The sequence below is a fragment of the Dongia sp. genome, assembly GCF_041909655.1.
Classification (GTDB): domain Bacteria; phylum Pseudomonadota; class Alphaproteobacteria; order Dongiales; family Dongiaceae; genus Dongia.
Window position 1 is genome coordinate 110,876 of record NZ_JAYRDA010000002.1, and the last position, 15,768, is coordinate 126,643.

The window sequence follows — 15,768 nt, forward strand, 5'->3', positions numbered from 1 at the left end:
TCACAGGAGGGAGCCGTGGTCAGCGCGGACAAAACCGCATCCGCAACCGGCATGCTCGCGCTGCCGGCGCGAACTCAGTTGCTAGCGCGGAGCTTCCTGTTTCGGGGCCTGGAGCCAGCACTTCTCGAGCGCGTCGCGCGCCTCTGCCAACCGCGCCGCCTTAATGTCGGCGAAACATTGTTCTGGGAAGATGAGCCGGCGGAAGCGCTCTACGGTACGGCAAAGGGGTTGATACGAATTTGGGTCCACGGGCCCGACGGCCGGGAACTCACCCTCAATTTGATGGAAACCGGCGATTTCTTCGGCGAGATCGCCCTTCTGGATGGATTGCCGCGGACGGCCAGTGCAACGGCTCTGGCTGATACCGAGCTCATCAGCGTGCCGCGCGCTGCCTTTCTCGAATTGATGGCACAGGAGCCGAAACTGGCGCTCCACATCATCGAATTGCTGTGCGAACGGTTGCGCCACAATACCGATCGCATCCGTGACGCGGCCTTCCTGGACCTCGGCACCCGCCTCGCCAAGACGCTGGAGGCCCTCGCCATGGGGCATGGCGAGGAAAGCGATGACGGCATCGTCATCACGGCGAAGCTCAATCAATCGGCGCTCGCACAACTGCTCGGCGTCACGCGCGAGGCCATCAACAAGCAGTTGAAGCAATTCACTGTGGAGGGGCTGGTGACCACCAAAGCCGGACAAATCATCGTGCGCGACAGTGCTGCCTTGTCAGCGCGCAGCAAAGTCAAAGAAGAAAGCACCTAACCAATCATGCCTGAAGGCCCGCTAGAAGACACCTCGGTCTGGTTCGAGATACTCATCGTTCTGCTCCTCGTTCTCCTCAATGGCTTTTTCGCGATGTCGGAACTGGCCATCGTCTCGGCCCGCCGCGCACGCCTCAAGCCGATTGCCGAAGCCGGGCACAAAGGTGCCAAGAAAGCGATCGAACTGGCGGAAGACCCCACCCTCTTCCTCTCCACCGTGCAGATTGGCATTACCCTGGTCGGCATCGTCGCCGGCGCCTATTCCGGCGCCACCCTATCGGCACCGCTCGCTTATGCGCTCAACGATTGGCCGCTGATCGCCCCCTATGCCTATCCGATTGCAGTTACGCTGGTGGTAGCCACCATCACTTATCTTTCCCTTATCATCGGCGAATTGGTTCCTAAACGCATCGCCATGAATCACGCCGAGGCCATCGCCATGCGCGTGAGCCTGCCGATGTCGCTGATCGCCAAAGTGGGCGCACCGCTGGTCTACCTGCTGCGTGTTTCGACCAAAGGTGTACTTACCTTGATCGGCCTGGGCGGCGAGCGCGACGATCAGGTGACCGAGGAAGAAGTAAAATCCATGGTGGCCGAGGGTACCGAGACAGGCGTCTTCGCCCAGGCCGAGCGGCATATGATCGAAGGCGTGCTGCATCTGGCCGATTATTCGATCCGCAGCATCATGACGCCAAGGCCGGATATCGACTGGATCGATGTCGAGGACGTGAACGAGGTTACCATCCAGCATATCATCGCCAGCCATCATTCGCGCCTGCTGCTCTGTCAGGGCAGTGTCGACGAAGTGCTGGGCGTCGTGCATGCCAAAGATCTGCTGCATCAGATCGCAACCGGCCAGCCCTTCGACCCGCGCGCCTGCGTCAAACCCGCGCTGACGCTCCACGAAACCACCACGATCCTTCGGCTCCTGGAGCTGTTCCGCCAAGCACCCACCCGCATGGCCGTCGTGCTCGACGAGTATGGCAGCGTGGAAGGCCTTGTTACGCTGTCCGACATCTTCACCGTGATCGCCGGCGAAATGGCCGAACCGGACCAGATGGACGATTCGATCATCCCGCGCGGTCCAGGATCCTGGCTGATCGATGGCCGTACCCGCCTCATTGATGTGGAACGCAAGATCGGCGCCATAGGCCTGGTGCACAACGATTACAGCACGCTGGCCGGCCTCGTTCTCCACCGCCTCGGCCGATTGCCGCGCGTGGGCGAAAGTGTCACCTATAACGGCTTCCGCTTCGAAGTCGTCGATCTAGACGGGCGGCGCATCGACAAAATCCTGGTAGAGCGGATCGAAGCCCAGGAAACCGAGAACGGCCTCTCCGGCACCGCCTGAGGCGGGATCACGCGATCTCTTCCCACGGGAAGCTGTCTAGCCGTTCGGCGCCTTTGGGCGTGATCACGACTTGCGTCTCCAGCTTGACGCATTCACCCTTGCCTTCCTCCCCGATCAGGCTTTCGACGCAAACCGTCATGTTCTCGGCAAAGACGCCCCTATAGGCAGCGCGCCAATCCGGGTGCAGCGGGATCGATGGATATTCGTCCGCCATGCCGACGCCGTGGAGTGCCACCGAATAGCGGCAGGCGACGTATTTATCGGGGATCTGCCAGGATTTTGCGTTGAACTCGTCGAAACTCATGCCGGCTTTCAGGATCGCAAGATTGTGGTCAATTTGGTCGAGAGCGGCAGCATAGAGATCGCGCTGTGCCCCGCTCATGCGCCGGTGCCCGACGATCCAGGAGCGCGAGAGATCGGCGCAATAGCCATAGGGGCCGATCATGTCCGTGTCGAAACCCAGCATGTCGCCATCTGCAGCGACGTGATCCGAGCATTCCTGGAACCAGGGATTGGTGCGCCGCCCGACGGTGAGCAGCCGCGTTTCAAGCCATTCGCCGCCCGAGCGGATGTTCTCGTAATGAAGCTCGGCCCAGATTTCCTGCTCGGTGCGCCCGGGCAGTGAATATTCGTACATCCGCGCCATGCCGGCCTCGCAGACCCGGATGGTCCAGCGCATTAGTTCGAGTTCCTCGGCGCTTTTGACCGAACGCGCGATCTCGGTCAGGGCCTGGCCTTCGACGATGGTGACGCCGCGCCGGCGCAAGGCTTCCGCACCGGGCGGGTCGAGCTTGTCGATGGCAAGCCGCATGTTGCCGCCATTGCGTTCCTTGAGAATCGAGACGATCTCGTCGGCCCAGGCCTCGACCCGCTCCTGCAATCGGTCGGCGGTGTACATGTAGAACCAGGCATTGCCAGGGCGGATCTCGTTGATCGTTTCCAGCCCATCGGCAAGATGCTCGGCGCCGCGATAGGCGAATTCGATGGCATGCCCGTCGGCGAACAACATCGCGTAGTGGAACGGGTTGTGCGTCGCCCAGAGTTGCATATTGGAGATGTCGAGGGCGTAGCGGATATTGATCGGGTCGTAGAGCAGGATCGCCGCGCAATCATGGGCTGTCACCTGATCGACCAGGCGCTGCTTGCGGTAGCCGCGCGCCTTGACCAGAACCGATTTCGGGAGCGGGCTCTTCAACGGCCGGTCGGCGCCTTCCGGATTGAGATAGGCGCGCTTGCGCGCATCCTTGAAAACCTGATTTTCAGATACCGCCAACCCATCCATCGACATGTCCCGAACCCCCGCCAAGACTGTTTCGGGGTGAAATCTAGCCCGGCTGGGTGCGTTCCGGCGATACGTAATTGGAATGGCGCAATTTCCAGACGGTATGGCGTCCCGAACGATCAACCGACCGGCGAATTGACCAGTATGGTTGCCCTATCGCATACTGAGCCATGCCTCGCCCGATCAGGAGAAGATGATGACGTCGTCGATTGCCCGCATCCCCGCCAAAGGCCGCCTCGATAATTCGCATTACGAAGCCCGCTGTGACCTCGCCGCCGCCTTCCGCTGGACGGCCGAACTCAACATGCATGAGGGTGTCGCGAACCATTTCAGCCTGGCGGTCTCGGATGACGGCAGCCAGTTCCTGGTCAATCCCTGCGGCAAGCATTTCTCGCGCATCAAGGCGAGCGATCTTCTGCTGCTCGATGCCAATGATCCCACCACCATGGATCAGCCGAATGCACCGGACCCCACCGCCTGGTACATCCACGGTGCCATTCACCGCAACGTCCCCTCGGCGCGCTGCGTGCTGCACGTGCATTCCAAATATGCGCTGGTCCTCGCCACGCTGAAGGATCCCAGCATGCCGCCGATCGACCAGAACACGATGCGCTTCTACAACCGCATCGCCTTCGATCTCGGCTTCGACGGCATGGGATTGGGTGATGAAGGTGAACGCCTGTCGCATAGCCTCACCGAGAGCAAGAAGGTGATGGTGATGGGCAATCACGGTGTGCTGACCACCGGCAACAGCGTCGCCGAGGCCTTCGACACGCTCTATTACTTCGAGCGCGCCGCCGAGACCCTGATCACCGCCTACATGACCGGCCGCGAGCTCAGCATCGCCAGCGACGACGTGGCCGAGAAGACGGCAAAGCAATGGGAGGAATATCCCTCCGACATGATGGATGCGCATTTCAAGGAAATCCGCGCCATCCTCGACCAGAAGCAGCCCGACTACGCAGAGTGAGTCGGTAATACAACAATGTCATCCCCCGCGCAGGCGGGGGATCCACAAGTTTCTTTCCTCAGTCGCGGGCAAACTCGTGGATGGTCCGCCTGCGCGGACCATGACAAATTTTGGGACATACGCGTAATTCCCCCAAAGCCCCTTAGAGCGCCCTGGCCTGCTCCCGCAGGATGAATTTCTGGATCTTGCCGGTCGAGGTCTTCGGCAATTCGCCGAATATCACCTTCTTCGGTGTCTTGAACCCAGCCAGGCTCTCGCGACAGAAGGCGATCAATTCCGCTTCTTCCACCCTCGCGCCCGTTTTCAGTTCAACAAAGGCGCAGGGCACTTCACCCCATTTTGGATCCGGCTTCGCCACGACGGCGGCCAGCGCAACGGCGGGATGCTTATAGAGCCGGCTTTCGATCTCGATCGAAGAGACATTCTCGCCGCCCGAGATGATCACGTCTTTCAGCCGGTCCTTCACCTCGACATAGCCGTCGCTATGGCGCACGGCGAGATCGCCGGAATGGAAATAGCCGCCGGCAAAGGCCTTCTCGGTCGCTTCCCTGTCGCGGTGATAGCCTTTCATCACGGTATTACCCCGAATGACGATCTCGCCCATCGACTTCCCGTCCGAAGGAATGTCGGCGCCGGATTCCGGGTCCAGCAGTTTGATCTCCTCGGTGATCGGAAAACGAACACCCTGCCTGGCCTTGATCTCGGCCTGGTCGGCAAAGGGCAGTTCGTTCCATTCCTCATGCCAGGCGCAATGCACGACATGACCGAAGGTCTCGGTGAGGCCATAGACCTGCATCACCTCAAAGCCGAGCTCGGCCATCCTGGCCAGCACGGCGCTGGGTGGCGGCGCACCTGCCGTCATCACCTTGACCGGATGATCGAAGGCGCGGCGCTCTTCCGCCGGCGCGTTGACCAGCAGCCCAAGCACCACCGGCGCACCGCCCAAATGCGTGATGCGGTGTTCGGCGATCGCCTCGAAGATCGCCTTGGCGGCAACATAGCGCAGCAGGATCGCGGTGCCGGCCACCAGCGCCAGGGTCCAGGCATGGCCCCAGCCGTTACAATGAAACATCGGCACGGTGTAGAGATAGCGGGGATGCGGCGGCAGGCCCCAGCCCACCACCGTGCCCAGGCTCATCAGATAGGCACCGCGATGATGATAGATGACGCCCTTGGGCCGGCCGCTGGTGCCTGAGGTGTAATTGAGCGACAGCGATTGCCATTCATCCGGCGGCAGGCGCCACTCGAAACCATCATCACCTTCTTCCAGCAATTGGTCATAGGTGATCTCACCCAGCCGATCCTCCGGCAATCCACCCGTTTTTGCGGCCGGGTCGACGATGTCGATCACGATCGGACGTTTGCCGCTCATGCGTGCCAGTGCCTGGCGCATGGCGGGAGAAAACTCGCTATCGATAATCAGTACCTTGGCGCGGCCATGATCCAGGATATAGGCGATGGTGTCGGGATCGAGCCGCGTGTTGATGGTGTTGAGGATAGCGCCAGCAAGCGGCACCCCGAAATGCGCCTCAAAGAGCTCCGGCGTGTTGGCCGCCATCACCGCGACCACATCCCCGGTGCCGATACCCTTGCGCTGCAGCGCCGAGGCAAGACGCGCGGCACGGTTGCGGATAGCGAGCCAGCTCAGGCGCCTCTTGCCGTAAATCACGGCAACGCGACCCGGAAAGACTTCCGCCGCACGCGCAAGGAAGGAAAGCGGCGAGAGGGCCACATAATTCGCCGCGTTCCGCGGGAAATCCAGCGCCTCGGTCATCGGTCGCTCCCGGTCAGGGCCCACGCCAATCGATGTCGCAGATCTCGGCGCTGCGGCCGTCGAAATCCCATACCCGGCCGAAGGCGCGCACACGCCCCTGATTGGCCTTGGCGACGATGATGTCGGGAGCGATCCAGTATTCGCTGTTCTTGACGACGACGCCTTGCCCAGGTTCCTTGCCGCCAATCGGCTCCACCTCGCCCAGGATCTTTTTCGGGACCACGAGGCGCCGCTTCTCGCCCTCTCGCTCAAAGCTAACCGGCGCACGCTCCGCACCGAGGAACGTGCTGACCAGGGCCGAGAACAGGCCGGTGGTGCCGCGTGCCTTGCCGCTGAAGATGTTGACGAGCTTTTCAAACGCCATATCGCTCGCCCGCTCGTCGATGAAGGCCGCAGCGCTCCAATTGCCGCGTGCCATGTTGCCGGGAATGTCGAGCAGCAAGGCGACGTTGAGGCCGGAAAGGTCGGTCTCGCCGCTATGCCCCTGGTCGATGCGCACGCCGGCCCAGCCCTGGCACTGGCCTTCGGTCGGCGGATGCTTGCCGAGCGAGATGACGCAGGGGCAGAACACCGTACAACTGCAATTGAGGATCAGCTCGCCCTTGAGGGCCCATTTCTCCATTTATTCCACCTGCCTGCTAAAGCGACTGCCATCCGATGCCAAAGGCATATCCGGCCGAGAGAACCAGGGCGATCCCCAAGGGCAGCGTCACAAAGCGCCCGGGACCTGCAAGTTTTTCAATCAACATCAGAAGCATGGCCAACGCCATCCAGCCGAGATTCATGGTGCCGCCGACAAAGGCCAGCAGCATCAGCGGCCAGCAGCAGCCCAGGCAATCGCGCCCATGCTTCAACCCCATGATGACGGCACCCAGAACACCGTCGCGCCATTGCGCCAGGAAGAAGGTCATCGGATGCCGGCAGCGCGCGAGGCAGGCATGCTTTAGCTTGGTGAATTGGTAGATCCCGGCAAAGCCCAGCAAGCCGGCAGCGAGAAAACCGCTTTGCGCCCGGCCCGCCGCATCAATGAGATCCGCCGCGGCGAGCAGCATCTGCGCCAACGCTGCGATCAGCGAAAAACCGAGCCAGATTGCGACATAAGCGAAGCAGAAAGCAAGGAATTGCGCGGCACCGCCGGGGCGCGACTGCAGCAGATCGACGAGGCGCTGCAGGGCCGGGAAAGCCGTCGGCAACATCATGCCGAGCGACATCAGCGCCCACATGGCGATGAGATGCGGCAGGGCCAGAGACGAAACGGAATCGAGGCAGCGTGCCAGGAATCCGGCGAATGCACCGTGATCTGGCCAGAATATCGGCGTGCTCGTCTCAGCCATTGCGACGAGCCCCGCCCAGGCAGCAGCGATAGCGAGATAGAAAACGCACCAGCCTGCCGCGGCTGGAAGGCGACCGGCGATGGCCGAGGCCTGCATGGATGCGTCTCCGAAACTGCAACGATCACGATCGACCGGTGCGTCAGGAAAGCATGAATTCGGGAGCGTTGGAACTGGGCAGATATCGTGCAGTGCAGCAGAAAAACTTGGTCAGCCCGCCTTGCGCCAGCGCGCCAGGGCATAGATGGCGCCACCCGTGACGAGCCCCCAGAACGCGCTGCTCACGCCAAAGAAGCTGAGGCCGGATGCCGTCACGACAAAGGTTACCACAGCCGCCTCACGGTCCTTGGCTTCCGCCATCGCGCCCATCAAGGCGCCACCGAAGGCACCGAACAGGGCAAGGCCCGCCACTGCCTGGATCAGGATCGGCGGCGCCGCGCTGATGAAAGCGGTCGCCGCGGCGGCGCCGAGGCCGAAGAGTAGATAGAAGAGGCCGGCGATGACGGCAGCCCAATAACGCTTCTTGGGGTCGGGATGCGCGTCCTCGCCCGCACAGATCGCCGCCGTGATCGCGGCCAAATTGACTGCATGACCGCCGAAGGGCGCCGAGAGCAGGCTGAAGATACCGGTGATGCTGAAAAGCGGCCCCGGCTCTGGACGATAGCCATTGACGTTGAGCACGGCGATGCCGGGAATATTCTGCGAGGCCATGGTGACGATGAAGAGCGGCAAGGCGATGCCGATGAGGCCGGCAATGCTGAATTCCGGCAGGATCAGGATCGGCCGCGGCCACAGATCGTCGACCTGCAATCCGCTGACATCGACCGTCGCGGCGATGATAACGACCGTGACGATGACGGCGGCCGGCACAGCGAGCAGACGGCGGAAGCGCGCGACCAGCGCCCAGGTGACGACGATGAGCAGGCCGTGGATGGGGGATTCGGCGACCGCCTTTACCGGCGCGAGGCACAACCCCAGCAGCACGCCGGCCAGCATCGCATTGGCAAGCGGCGCCGGGATGGCGGCGACGGCACGGCCCAAGGGTTTCCAGAATCCGGCGATGACGATGAGGAGGCCCGTCACCAGGAAGGCGCCGACGGCCACGGGAAAGCCGCCTTCCGGCAACGCCGTCGATGCCAGCAAGGCAGCACCCGGCGTCGACCAGGCAATGCTGATCGGCAGGCGCGTGCGCAGACTCAAGTAAACGGCGCAGAGTCCCATCGAAATCGAGAGCGCCATCAGGCCGGAAGCCGCCTCGGCCTGACTCGCACCCACCGCTATCAGCCCCTGCACGATGACGGCAAAGGAACTGGCAAAGCCGACGAAGGCGGCAAGCCAGCCGGCGGCGAAGGCAGGCAGGGAAAGATCGCCGCGCAAATCGGAACTCGAGGTGGAAGTCATAGCGGGGGACTCGGGAATTAGCCGCGAAAGAGCAGCCAAGATGCGGGAAAATAGGAAGATTGGCAAAGACCTAGACTTACCGCGAGCTGACACGCCTTGAACCGCGCCGCCCGGCTCTTATCTCTAGGCTCCCCATTTCAAGATCCGGAGATTGCCCAAAATGCTCGACCCGAAACGTTTGCTGGAAGACTTCCTGGGCGGCAATGTCGGCCAAGGAGCAGGTCAGGGTTCAGGTCAGGGCTTCGGCAAGGCCGGTACCTTCGCGGCGGGTGCTGCGACCGGCGGTTTGGTCGGTTTGCTCTTGGGCTCGAAGAAGGCCAAGAAGATCGGCGGCAATCTACTGGGTTATGGTGGCGCCGCGGTACTGGGTGGTCTTGCCTATAAGGCCTGGCAGAACTACCAGGCGAAATCGCAAACCGGTGGCGCGCCGGCAAGTATTCCTTATCCGACGAGCGTCCCGGCCTCCGGCGCACCCGCGGCCCTGCCGCTGCCGGCCGACAGCCCGTTCGATCCCGGCATCGGCACATCGGCCGATGGCAAGCCCTTCGCTCTCGCTCTGGTCCGCGCCATGATCGCCGCGGCCAAGGCCGATGGCCATATGGATGCCAATGAGCAGAGCCAGCTCTTTGCCCGCATCGAGGAATTGCAATTGGACGCCGATGCCAAGGCCTTCGTGTTCGATGAACTGGGCCGCCCCACCAATCTCGACGCCATCGCCGCCTTGCCGCGCAGCCAGGAACAGGCAGCCGAGATCTGGCTCGCCTCGCGCCTTGCCATCGATCCCGATGACGTGCGCGAAAAAGCCTATATGTCCGCCCTCGCCGCCAAATTGCGCCTGCCGCCGGAACTCCTCAATCAGCTAGAACGGCAAGCGAGCGCGGTACCGGCTGAGATGGCCTGAATCAGGCGCGTCTATTCCGGCAGCGTTTCGGCAAGACGCCGTGCGGCGCGTTCCAGCACCGGCAGGAAACCGACTGCGCGCTCCAGGCTGAGGCGCGCCGATGGCGCGTGGCAGGCGAGTGCTGCCAGAGTGGCGCCGCTGCTGTCCTTGACGGGTACGGCGACAGCGATCAAGCCCAACAGGAATTCCTCGCGATCGAGGCTGTGCCCGGCTTTGGATATCTCCGCCAGCTCGCGCTCCAAGCTGGCGCGGTCGACGATCGTGTGCGGCGTGAAGGCCGAGAGTTCCAAAGCGGCGAGCACGCTACGCCGCCGCACTGGCGGCAGATGGGCCAGAAACAGCTTGCCGCTGGCCGTGCAATGCAAGGGCACGCGTGAGCCGGGTTCGAGATGGAGGCGCAAAGGCCACCTTGCCTCGACGCGGTCGAGATAGATCACTTCGTCCCCAGCAAGCGCCGTGAAGTTGCAGGTCTCGCCGATCTCGTCGACGACACTTTTCAGAATCGCACGGCGCTCGGCACTGGCCCCGCCGCGCATGACGTCGAGGCCGATCCGCAGCAGGCGCGGCCCGATACCGTAATGGCGGCCGCCCGGTTCGCGGGCGAGATAGCCGGCGGCCTCAAGGCGTTGGCACAGGCGATGCACGGTCGGCTTCGGCAGACCCAGGATGCCGCAAAGCTCCGGCGCGGTGAGCGCGCGCCCCGTGCGCGAGATCGCCTCGATGAGTTCCAATACGCGGTCGATCCCAGATGCGCCGTCACGCGCATTTGCCTTCTCGGCTGTCACCTTTTTGCTCCCCGATTTTGCACCGCACCCAACGGGTGGCGGCTCCCAGCACGATCGTTTGTCACCAGCATGCTATGCAGCACTTGTTGCTGTCATGCACCTTGGCTCCAGGATTATAGCTCATCTGGTGAGACGATTTGTCTCATTTCTTGTTGACATCAATCAACGGCTTGGTCAGTTTTCCTATGTCTGGGGAGACAAACATGAGCGTCGGAACCGAATTTGACTTCGTCATTGTCGGCGCCGGGTCGTCCGGCTGCGTGCTGGCAAACCGGTTGTCGGAAGGCGGGCGCTATAAAATCGCCGTCCTCGAAGCGGGACCGCGCGACCGTAATTTCTGGATTCATCTCCCGATCGGCTACGGCAAGACGATGTGGGACAGCCGGGTCAACTGGCGTTTCCATACTGAGCCCGAACCCAATATGGCCGGTCGCGAGATCTACTGGCCCCGTGGCCGCGTGCTGGGCGGATCGTCCTCGATCAACGGCCTCATCGTGATCCGCGGCCAGGCCGAGGATTACGATCGTTGGCGAGAGCTCGGCAATGCGGGTTGGAGCTGGCAGGAAGTCCTGCCCTATTTCCGCCGCCTGGAAAGCAATGACCGCTTCGCCGAGAGCCAGTTTCATGGCGCCACCGGCCCGTTGCGCGTCAGCAGCATCCGCGCCAAGAACGAATTGATCGAAGCCGTGATTGCAGCCGCGGAGAATTGCGGCGTGCCACGTACCGATGATTTCAACGGCGCCGCACAGGAAGGCGTCGGCTATTACCAACTCACCACGCATAACGGCTGGCGGGCAAGCGCTGCCAAGGCCTATCTGCGGCCCGCGGAAGACCGCGCCAATCTCAGCATCATCACCGATGCGCAGGTGACGCAAATCCTGTTCCAGGGCAAGCGGGCGACCGGCGTCCGCTTCCAGCGCGGCGGCCGCCAGGAATCGATCCAGGCGCGGCGCGGGGTGATCCTTTCGGCTGGTGCCGTGCAATCGCCGCAACTCCTGATGCTCTCCGGCATCGGCCCGGCGGCTCACCTCCAGGATCACGGCATTCCGGTCCTCCAGGATCATCCGGGAGTCGGACAGAATCTGCAGGATCATCTGCAGATCCGCCTCATTTATCGCTGCAACAAGCCCATTACCACCAACGATACCCTGCGCTCGCTCGCCGGCCGCATGCGCATAGGGCTTGAATGGCTGCTGTTCCGCAGCGGGCCGCTTGCCATCGGCATCAATCAAGGCGGGCTTTTCACCCGCGTCCTTCCGGAATCACAGACGCCGGACATCCAGTTCCACATCGCGACCCTCTCAGCCGACATGGCCGGCGGCAAGGTCCATGACTTTCCAGGATTCACCCTCTCGGTCTGCCAGTTGCGCCCGGAAAGCACAGGCAGCATCTCGCTCCGCTCCGGCGATCCGCTGGCCGCGCCGAAAATCCAGGCCAATTACTTCGCCGCGGAAACCGATCGGCGCTGCGCCGTCGCCGCCATGCGCTTTGCCCGCAAGCTGGCACAGACCGACCCGCTCGCCGGATATGTCGCCAGCGAGGTGAAGCCCGGCGACGGTGCCGTCAGCGACGATGATCTCATGAATTTCGCCCGGGAACAGGGCGCCACGATCTTTCATCCTGTCGGCACCTGCCGCATGGGACCGGAAGAAGACGCACAGGCCGTGGTCGATCCACGCCTGCGGGTGAAAGGAATCGACGGCCTTTGGGTGGTCGATTGCTCGATCATGCCGGCTTTGGTGTCCGGCAACACGAACATCCCCGCCATCATGATCGGCGAGAAGGCCGCCGAGATGATCCGGGAAGATGTCGATAACAATGAAGCAAACGGGAGGAAACCATGTCTGAGTACAGCGGAGGGCATACCGGCGGCGACCGCGGTTTAAGGCGCGTCGTTGTCGCCAGCGTCATCGGCGCCACCATCGAGTGGTACGATTTCTTTCTATACGGCATCGTCGCCGGCATCGTTTTCAACAAGCTTTATTTCCCGGCCGATGATCCGGTCGTCTCTATCCTTCTTGCCTATACCACCTTTGCCATCGGCTTCGTCGCGCGCCCGCTGGGCGGCGTGATCTTCGGCCATTTCGGCGACAAGATCGGCCGCAAGAGCATGCTGGTCTTGACCCTGATGATCATGGGTGTCGCCACCGTGCTGATCGGTCTGCTGCCGACTTACGAACAGATCGGCATCGCCGCCCCCATCCTGCTGCTGCTCCTGCGTATCGCTCAGGGCCTCGGCATTGGTGGCGAATGGGGTGGCGCCGTGTTGATGGCCTATGAATATGCGCCAAAGACCAAGCGTGGCTACTATGCCAGTCTGCCGCAAATCGGCTTAGCGATCGGCCTCTGCCTTGCGTCTGGCGTTACTGCATTGACCTCGCAATTGCCGGACGATCAATTCATGGCCTGGGGCTGGCGTATCGGCTTCATCGCCAGCTTCGTCCTGGTCGCGGTCGGTCTTTACATCCGCCTGCGCATCCTGGAAACGCCGGAATTCGAGAAGGTGAAGGCAACGCAATCGGAAGCCAAGATTCCGATCGTCGATGCCATCCGCGACTATCCGAAGAACATCCTGCTCGGCATGGGTGCGCGCTACATCGACGGCGTGTTCTTCAACGTCTTCGCCGTGTTCTCGATCGTCTATCTGTCGAAATATGTCCACGTGCCGGGGACCGAGGAATTCGTGCCGCGCACCACGGCACTTTGGGTGGTCGCCATATCGGCCCTGGTCATGATCTTCAGCATCCCCTTTTTCGGCAAATTGTCCGACAGATGGGGACGGCCAAAGACCTATGCCATCGGCTCGCTCCTGCTGGCGCTGGTGACCTATCCCGCCTTCTGGGTGATGAGCAGCGGGGATCCGATCATGATCGGCCTTGCTTTGATCATCCCCTTCGGCATCATCTATGCGATGTGCTACGGGCCGGAAGCGGCCTTGTTCTCCGACCTCTTTGACGCGCGGGTGCGCTACACCGGCATCTCGTTCGTCTATCAATTCTCTGGCATTTTCGCGAGCGGCATCACGCCGATCATCGCGACCTATCTCATCACCGCTGGAGATGGGAGCCCGTGGTATCTCTGCGCCTATGTCGTCTTCGCCGCCCTGGTCAGCATGTTCTCGGCCATGGCGATCAAGGACGGCCGCAAGAACGCCTGATCCATCGCAAGGCGGGCGGCAGACATGCCGCCCGCCGGCTTGCGCTCAATAACCCCACATATGCTGCAGTGATACGGCGCCGGCATCCGAGACGGTGACGATCTGGCAATTGATGTCGGCATTGGGGGCGGTCGCCAGCAACGGCCCCACATTCTCCGCGCCCAGGAATCCGGCAAGATCCGGGATGAGATCGTCGAGCCAGATGAGGCTCCCGGCGAAGCTCGGGACCACAACCGTGCCGGCGCGGCGCTCGCCCTTCCGGTTGAGCACGCTGAGGGTGAGCGCACCATTCGCCTTGTAATCGAGGCGGCCGCTCCCATGACATGCCAGCACCGCCGTGCGATAACCCGTCCCAACGCGCGCGCGCGCGAAAAGATTGGTGCGACCGATGACTGAGCCCATCGGCCCGGCGAAATGCGCGACACCGGGTACAAAGAGGCCGATATTGCGCCAGGAATTCTGGGCCTCGGTCACATCCCAATCCTCGCTTTGCCTGTGCTTCACGACAAGGTCGAATTGTGTCTTGAAGCCCTTTCGGCGATAGCCGATGCGCTCGAAATCCGGCGTCACCACGACGAGGCCGATCTCGCCATTGCCGGCAATCCAGGGGAGGTCGTCGGTGAAGATCGCCCCCTTGCGTGCCTTTTGATAGCGATCCTCGCGCAGCAAACGACCCTGTCGGTCGAAACTGTGGATGATGAAGTCGCGGTAATTCGGGTTGGCACTGTCGCAATCGAAGCCGAAGCAGAGCGGATTCTGTGGCCCCAGCACTGGAATGCAATGCGGATCGGTGAGGTAGCCCGCCACCCGCAGGGCCGCGATCTTCTCCCGCTCCGCCGCTTCCATCGCCATGTCGCGCTGGTCCCGCACTGGAACGCTGGCGTGATGATTGGCGGCGATCGCTCCGTCCCCACCCGGCCCCTTCCCCGGCTTCAGCGAGTACCAGTTCGAACCGCCATAGCCGGCATATTCCCAGCCGACGTAACGGCGCCCCGCCAGATCGGCAGCCGTGACGCAGTCCTCCTCGATCGGCAGATCGCGCCGGCGATGGATCTCGCGGATCTCGTCGTCGAGATAGGTGACCAGGCGATCGTCCTTACCGAGATCCCGGTCGTAATTCGGCACCGTCAGCACCACGTCACCATCGCGGCAGGCTTCGGCGGAGAGGCGGAATTCGAATTTATGATCCGGTGCGCGGTTGAACTCGTGGACGCCATGGAGGGTGGTAAGAGATTGCCGCCAGAAAACATCAGCGCAGACCCTGAGGCGATAATGCCGACCGCGTGTCAGAACGGGATGGGTGACATAAGCAGCAATGCTGGACGCCTGCCGGCCCTGCGGGAAGAAATCGGAAAGGCGGAGGGCCAGGCTCTCATCGGCACGCAGGATACGATAGAGGCGCTTCTTCTCGGCGCCGCACAGAATCTCGATGCGAAATTGCAGCGCATCCTTGATCCCGAAGAAATGCTGGAAGTGGTTGAAGAGCAAAGCCTCGGCATCGTCGGCCACCGAGGGCACCGGCAAGGTTCCGGCGCAGAATTCCCAGTTCTCGGCCACCCAATAGACCGGTTTGGTGGGATGGCCCTCCGCCATGCGGGCTAGGACCAGACGGTATCCGGCAATGACATCCGGCCCACCCGCCAGGGCGGCATCGAAGGTTGCAAGATCGATTCCATCCGGATTCGCGGCACCGGCCAGCACGTCCGCAATGTTGCAGGACGCCCAGGTCACGGTAAGATCTGGCGCCCCTGCCTTGACTAGGCTGAGGAAGGCCGCGTCACCTACCACCAGCAGATGCCGGATGCCGTCCTCAGCGATCCGCGCCAGCACCGATTGGAGGCTTTGCGAGATCAGCGTTTCGCTGGAATGGTGTTTCTTCGCCGCTTTCTTCCTGGCCTTGGCACCGCCGAAAAGCGAGCGTTTCACCTCGCGACCCAGGGCGGCAATCTGTGTGGGAAATGTCGCCACGATATCTGTCCGTTACCTGTAAATGCCTATGACGGGCGAACTCAAAATACGTATGATCGGCGTATGCCGGCCCCGGGCGGCATATTA

Annotated in this window: 13 protein-coding genes; 6 read left to right on the top strand and 7 right to left on the bottom strand. The window is 62.2% G+C overall.

The window, feature by feature from the left end:
• Nucleotides 1-15 precede the first annotated feature (15 nt).
• Both ACE3PR_RS03735 and ACE3PR_RS03740 read left to right on the top strand, forming a co-directional pair.
• Complete coding sequence (locus tag ACE3PR_RS03735) at nt 16-762, top strand: Crp/Fnr family transcriptional regulator (RefSeq protein ID WP_374368326.1); 747 nt, start codon at nt 16-18, stop codon at nt 760-762.
• A 6-nt stretch (nt 763-768) separates the two neighbouring features.
• On the top strand, nt 769-2,112 hold the full coding sequence (locus tag ACE3PR_RS03740) for a hemolysin family protein (RefSeq protein ID WP_374368328.1): 1,344 nt from the start codon (nt 769-771) through the stop codon (nt 2,110-2,112).
• Nucleotides 2,113-2,119: 7 nt separating this feature from the next.
• Here ACE3PR_RS03740 and ACE3PR_RS03745 read toward each other — a convergent pair whose 3' ends face one another.
• Complete coding sequence (locus tag ACE3PR_RS03745) at nt 2,120-3,400, bottom strand: M24 family metallopeptidase (protein ID WP_374368330.1); 1,281 nt, start codon at nt 3,398-3,400, stop codon at nt 2,120-2,122.
• A gap of 187 nt (nt 3,401-3,587) precedes the next feature.
• Between ACE3PR_RS03745 and ACE3PR_RS03750 the strand changes: the two genes are divergently transcribed.
• Complete coding sequence (locus ACE3PR_RS03750; RefSeq protein ID WP_374368332.1) at nt 3,588-4,364, top strand: class II aldolase and adducin N-terminal domain-containing protein; 777 nt, start codon at nt 3,588-3,590, stop codon at nt 4,362-4,364.
• Nucleotides 4,365-4,506: 142 nt separating this feature from the next.
• On the opposite strand, the gene ACE3PR_RS03755 is transcribed toward ACE3PR_RS03750, so the two are convergent.
• From ACE3PR_RS03755 to ACE3PR_RS03770, 4 genes are all read right to left on the bottom strand, one after another.
• Nucleotides 4,507-6,138: an acyl-CoA synthetase gene (locus ACE3PR_RS03755; protein ID WP_374368334.1), complete on the bottom strand. Its 1,632-nt coding sequence runs from the start codon at nt 6,136-6,138 to the stop codon at nt 4,507-4,509.
• Between the two features lie 13 nt (nt 6,139-6,151).
• Nucleotides 6,152-6,760, bottom strand: coding sequence for a DUF1326 domain-containing protein (locus ACE3PR_RS03760; RefSeq protein WP_374368336.1), 609 nt, complete (start codon nt 6,758-6,760; stop codon nt 6,152-6,154).
• Nucleotides 6,761-6,776: 16 nt separating this feature from the next.
• Nucleotides 6,777-7,568 (bottom strand): DUF2182 domain-containing protein, encoded by a 792-nt coding sequence (locus ACE3PR_RS03765; RefSeq protein WP_374368338.1) that lies wholly within the window; start codon nt 7,566-7,568, stop codon nt 6,777-6,779.
• A gap of 111 nt (nt 7,569-7,679) precedes the next feature.
• On the bottom strand, nt 7,680-8,870 hold the full coding sequence (locus tag ACE3PR_RS03770; protein ID WP_374368340.1) for a benzoate/H(+) symporter BenE family transporter: 1,191 nt from the start codon (nt 8,868-8,870) through the stop codon (nt 7,680-7,682).
• A 160-nt stretch (nt 8,871-9,030) separates the two neighbouring features.
• On the opposite strand from ACE3PR_RS03770, the gene ACE3PR_RS03775 reads away from it, so the two are divergent.
• Nucleotides 9,031-9,771 (top strand): tellurite resistance TerB family protein, encoded by a 741-nt coding sequence (locus tag ACE3PR_RS03775; protein ID WP_374368342.1) that lies wholly within the window; start codon nt 9,031-9,033, stop codon nt 9,769-9,771.
• Between the two features lie 11 nt (nt 9,772-9,782).
• Here ACE3PR_RS03775 and ACE3PR_RS03780 read toward each other — a convergent pair whose 3' ends face one another.
• Nucleotides 9,783-10,556 carry an IclR family transcriptional regulator gene (locus tag ACE3PR_RS03780; protein WP_374368345.1) on the bottom strand — a complete coding sequence of 258 codons (774 nt, stop codon included), beginning with the start codon at nt 10,554-10,556 and terminating at the stop codon, nt 9,783-9,785.
• Between the two features lie 203 nt (nt 10,557-10,759).
• Between ACE3PR_RS03780 and ACE3PR_RS03785 the strand changes: the two genes are divergently transcribed.
• Together ACE3PR_RS03785 and ACE3PR_RS03790 are read left to right on the top strand one after the other, a co-directional pair.
• Entirely contained in the window at nt 10,760-12,442 is a 1,683-nt protein-coding gene (locus ACE3PR_RS03785) for a GMC family oxidoreductase (RefSeq protein WP_374368348.1), read from the top strand.
• The gene (locus tag ACE3PR_RS03790) at nt 12,397-13,713 is read left to right on the top strand and encodes an MFS transporter (RefSeq protein ID WP_374368351.1); all 1,317 of its coding nucleotides are present in this window, start codon (nt 12,397-12,399) and stop codon (nt 13,711-13,713) included. The genes ACE3PR_RS03785 and ACE3PR_RS03790 overlap by 46 nt, the downstream gene beginning before the upstream one ends.
• A 45-nt stretch (nt 13,714-13,758) precedes the next feature.
• On the opposite strand, the gene ACE3PR_RS03795 is transcribed toward ACE3PR_RS03790, so the two are convergent.
• Nucleotides 13,759-15,681, bottom strand: coding sequence for a hypothetical protein (locus ACE3PR_RS03795; RefSeq protein WP_374368354.1), 1,923 nt, complete (start codon nt 15,679-15,681; stop codon nt 13,759-13,761).
• Nucleotides 15,682-15,768 lie beyond the last annotated feature (87 nt).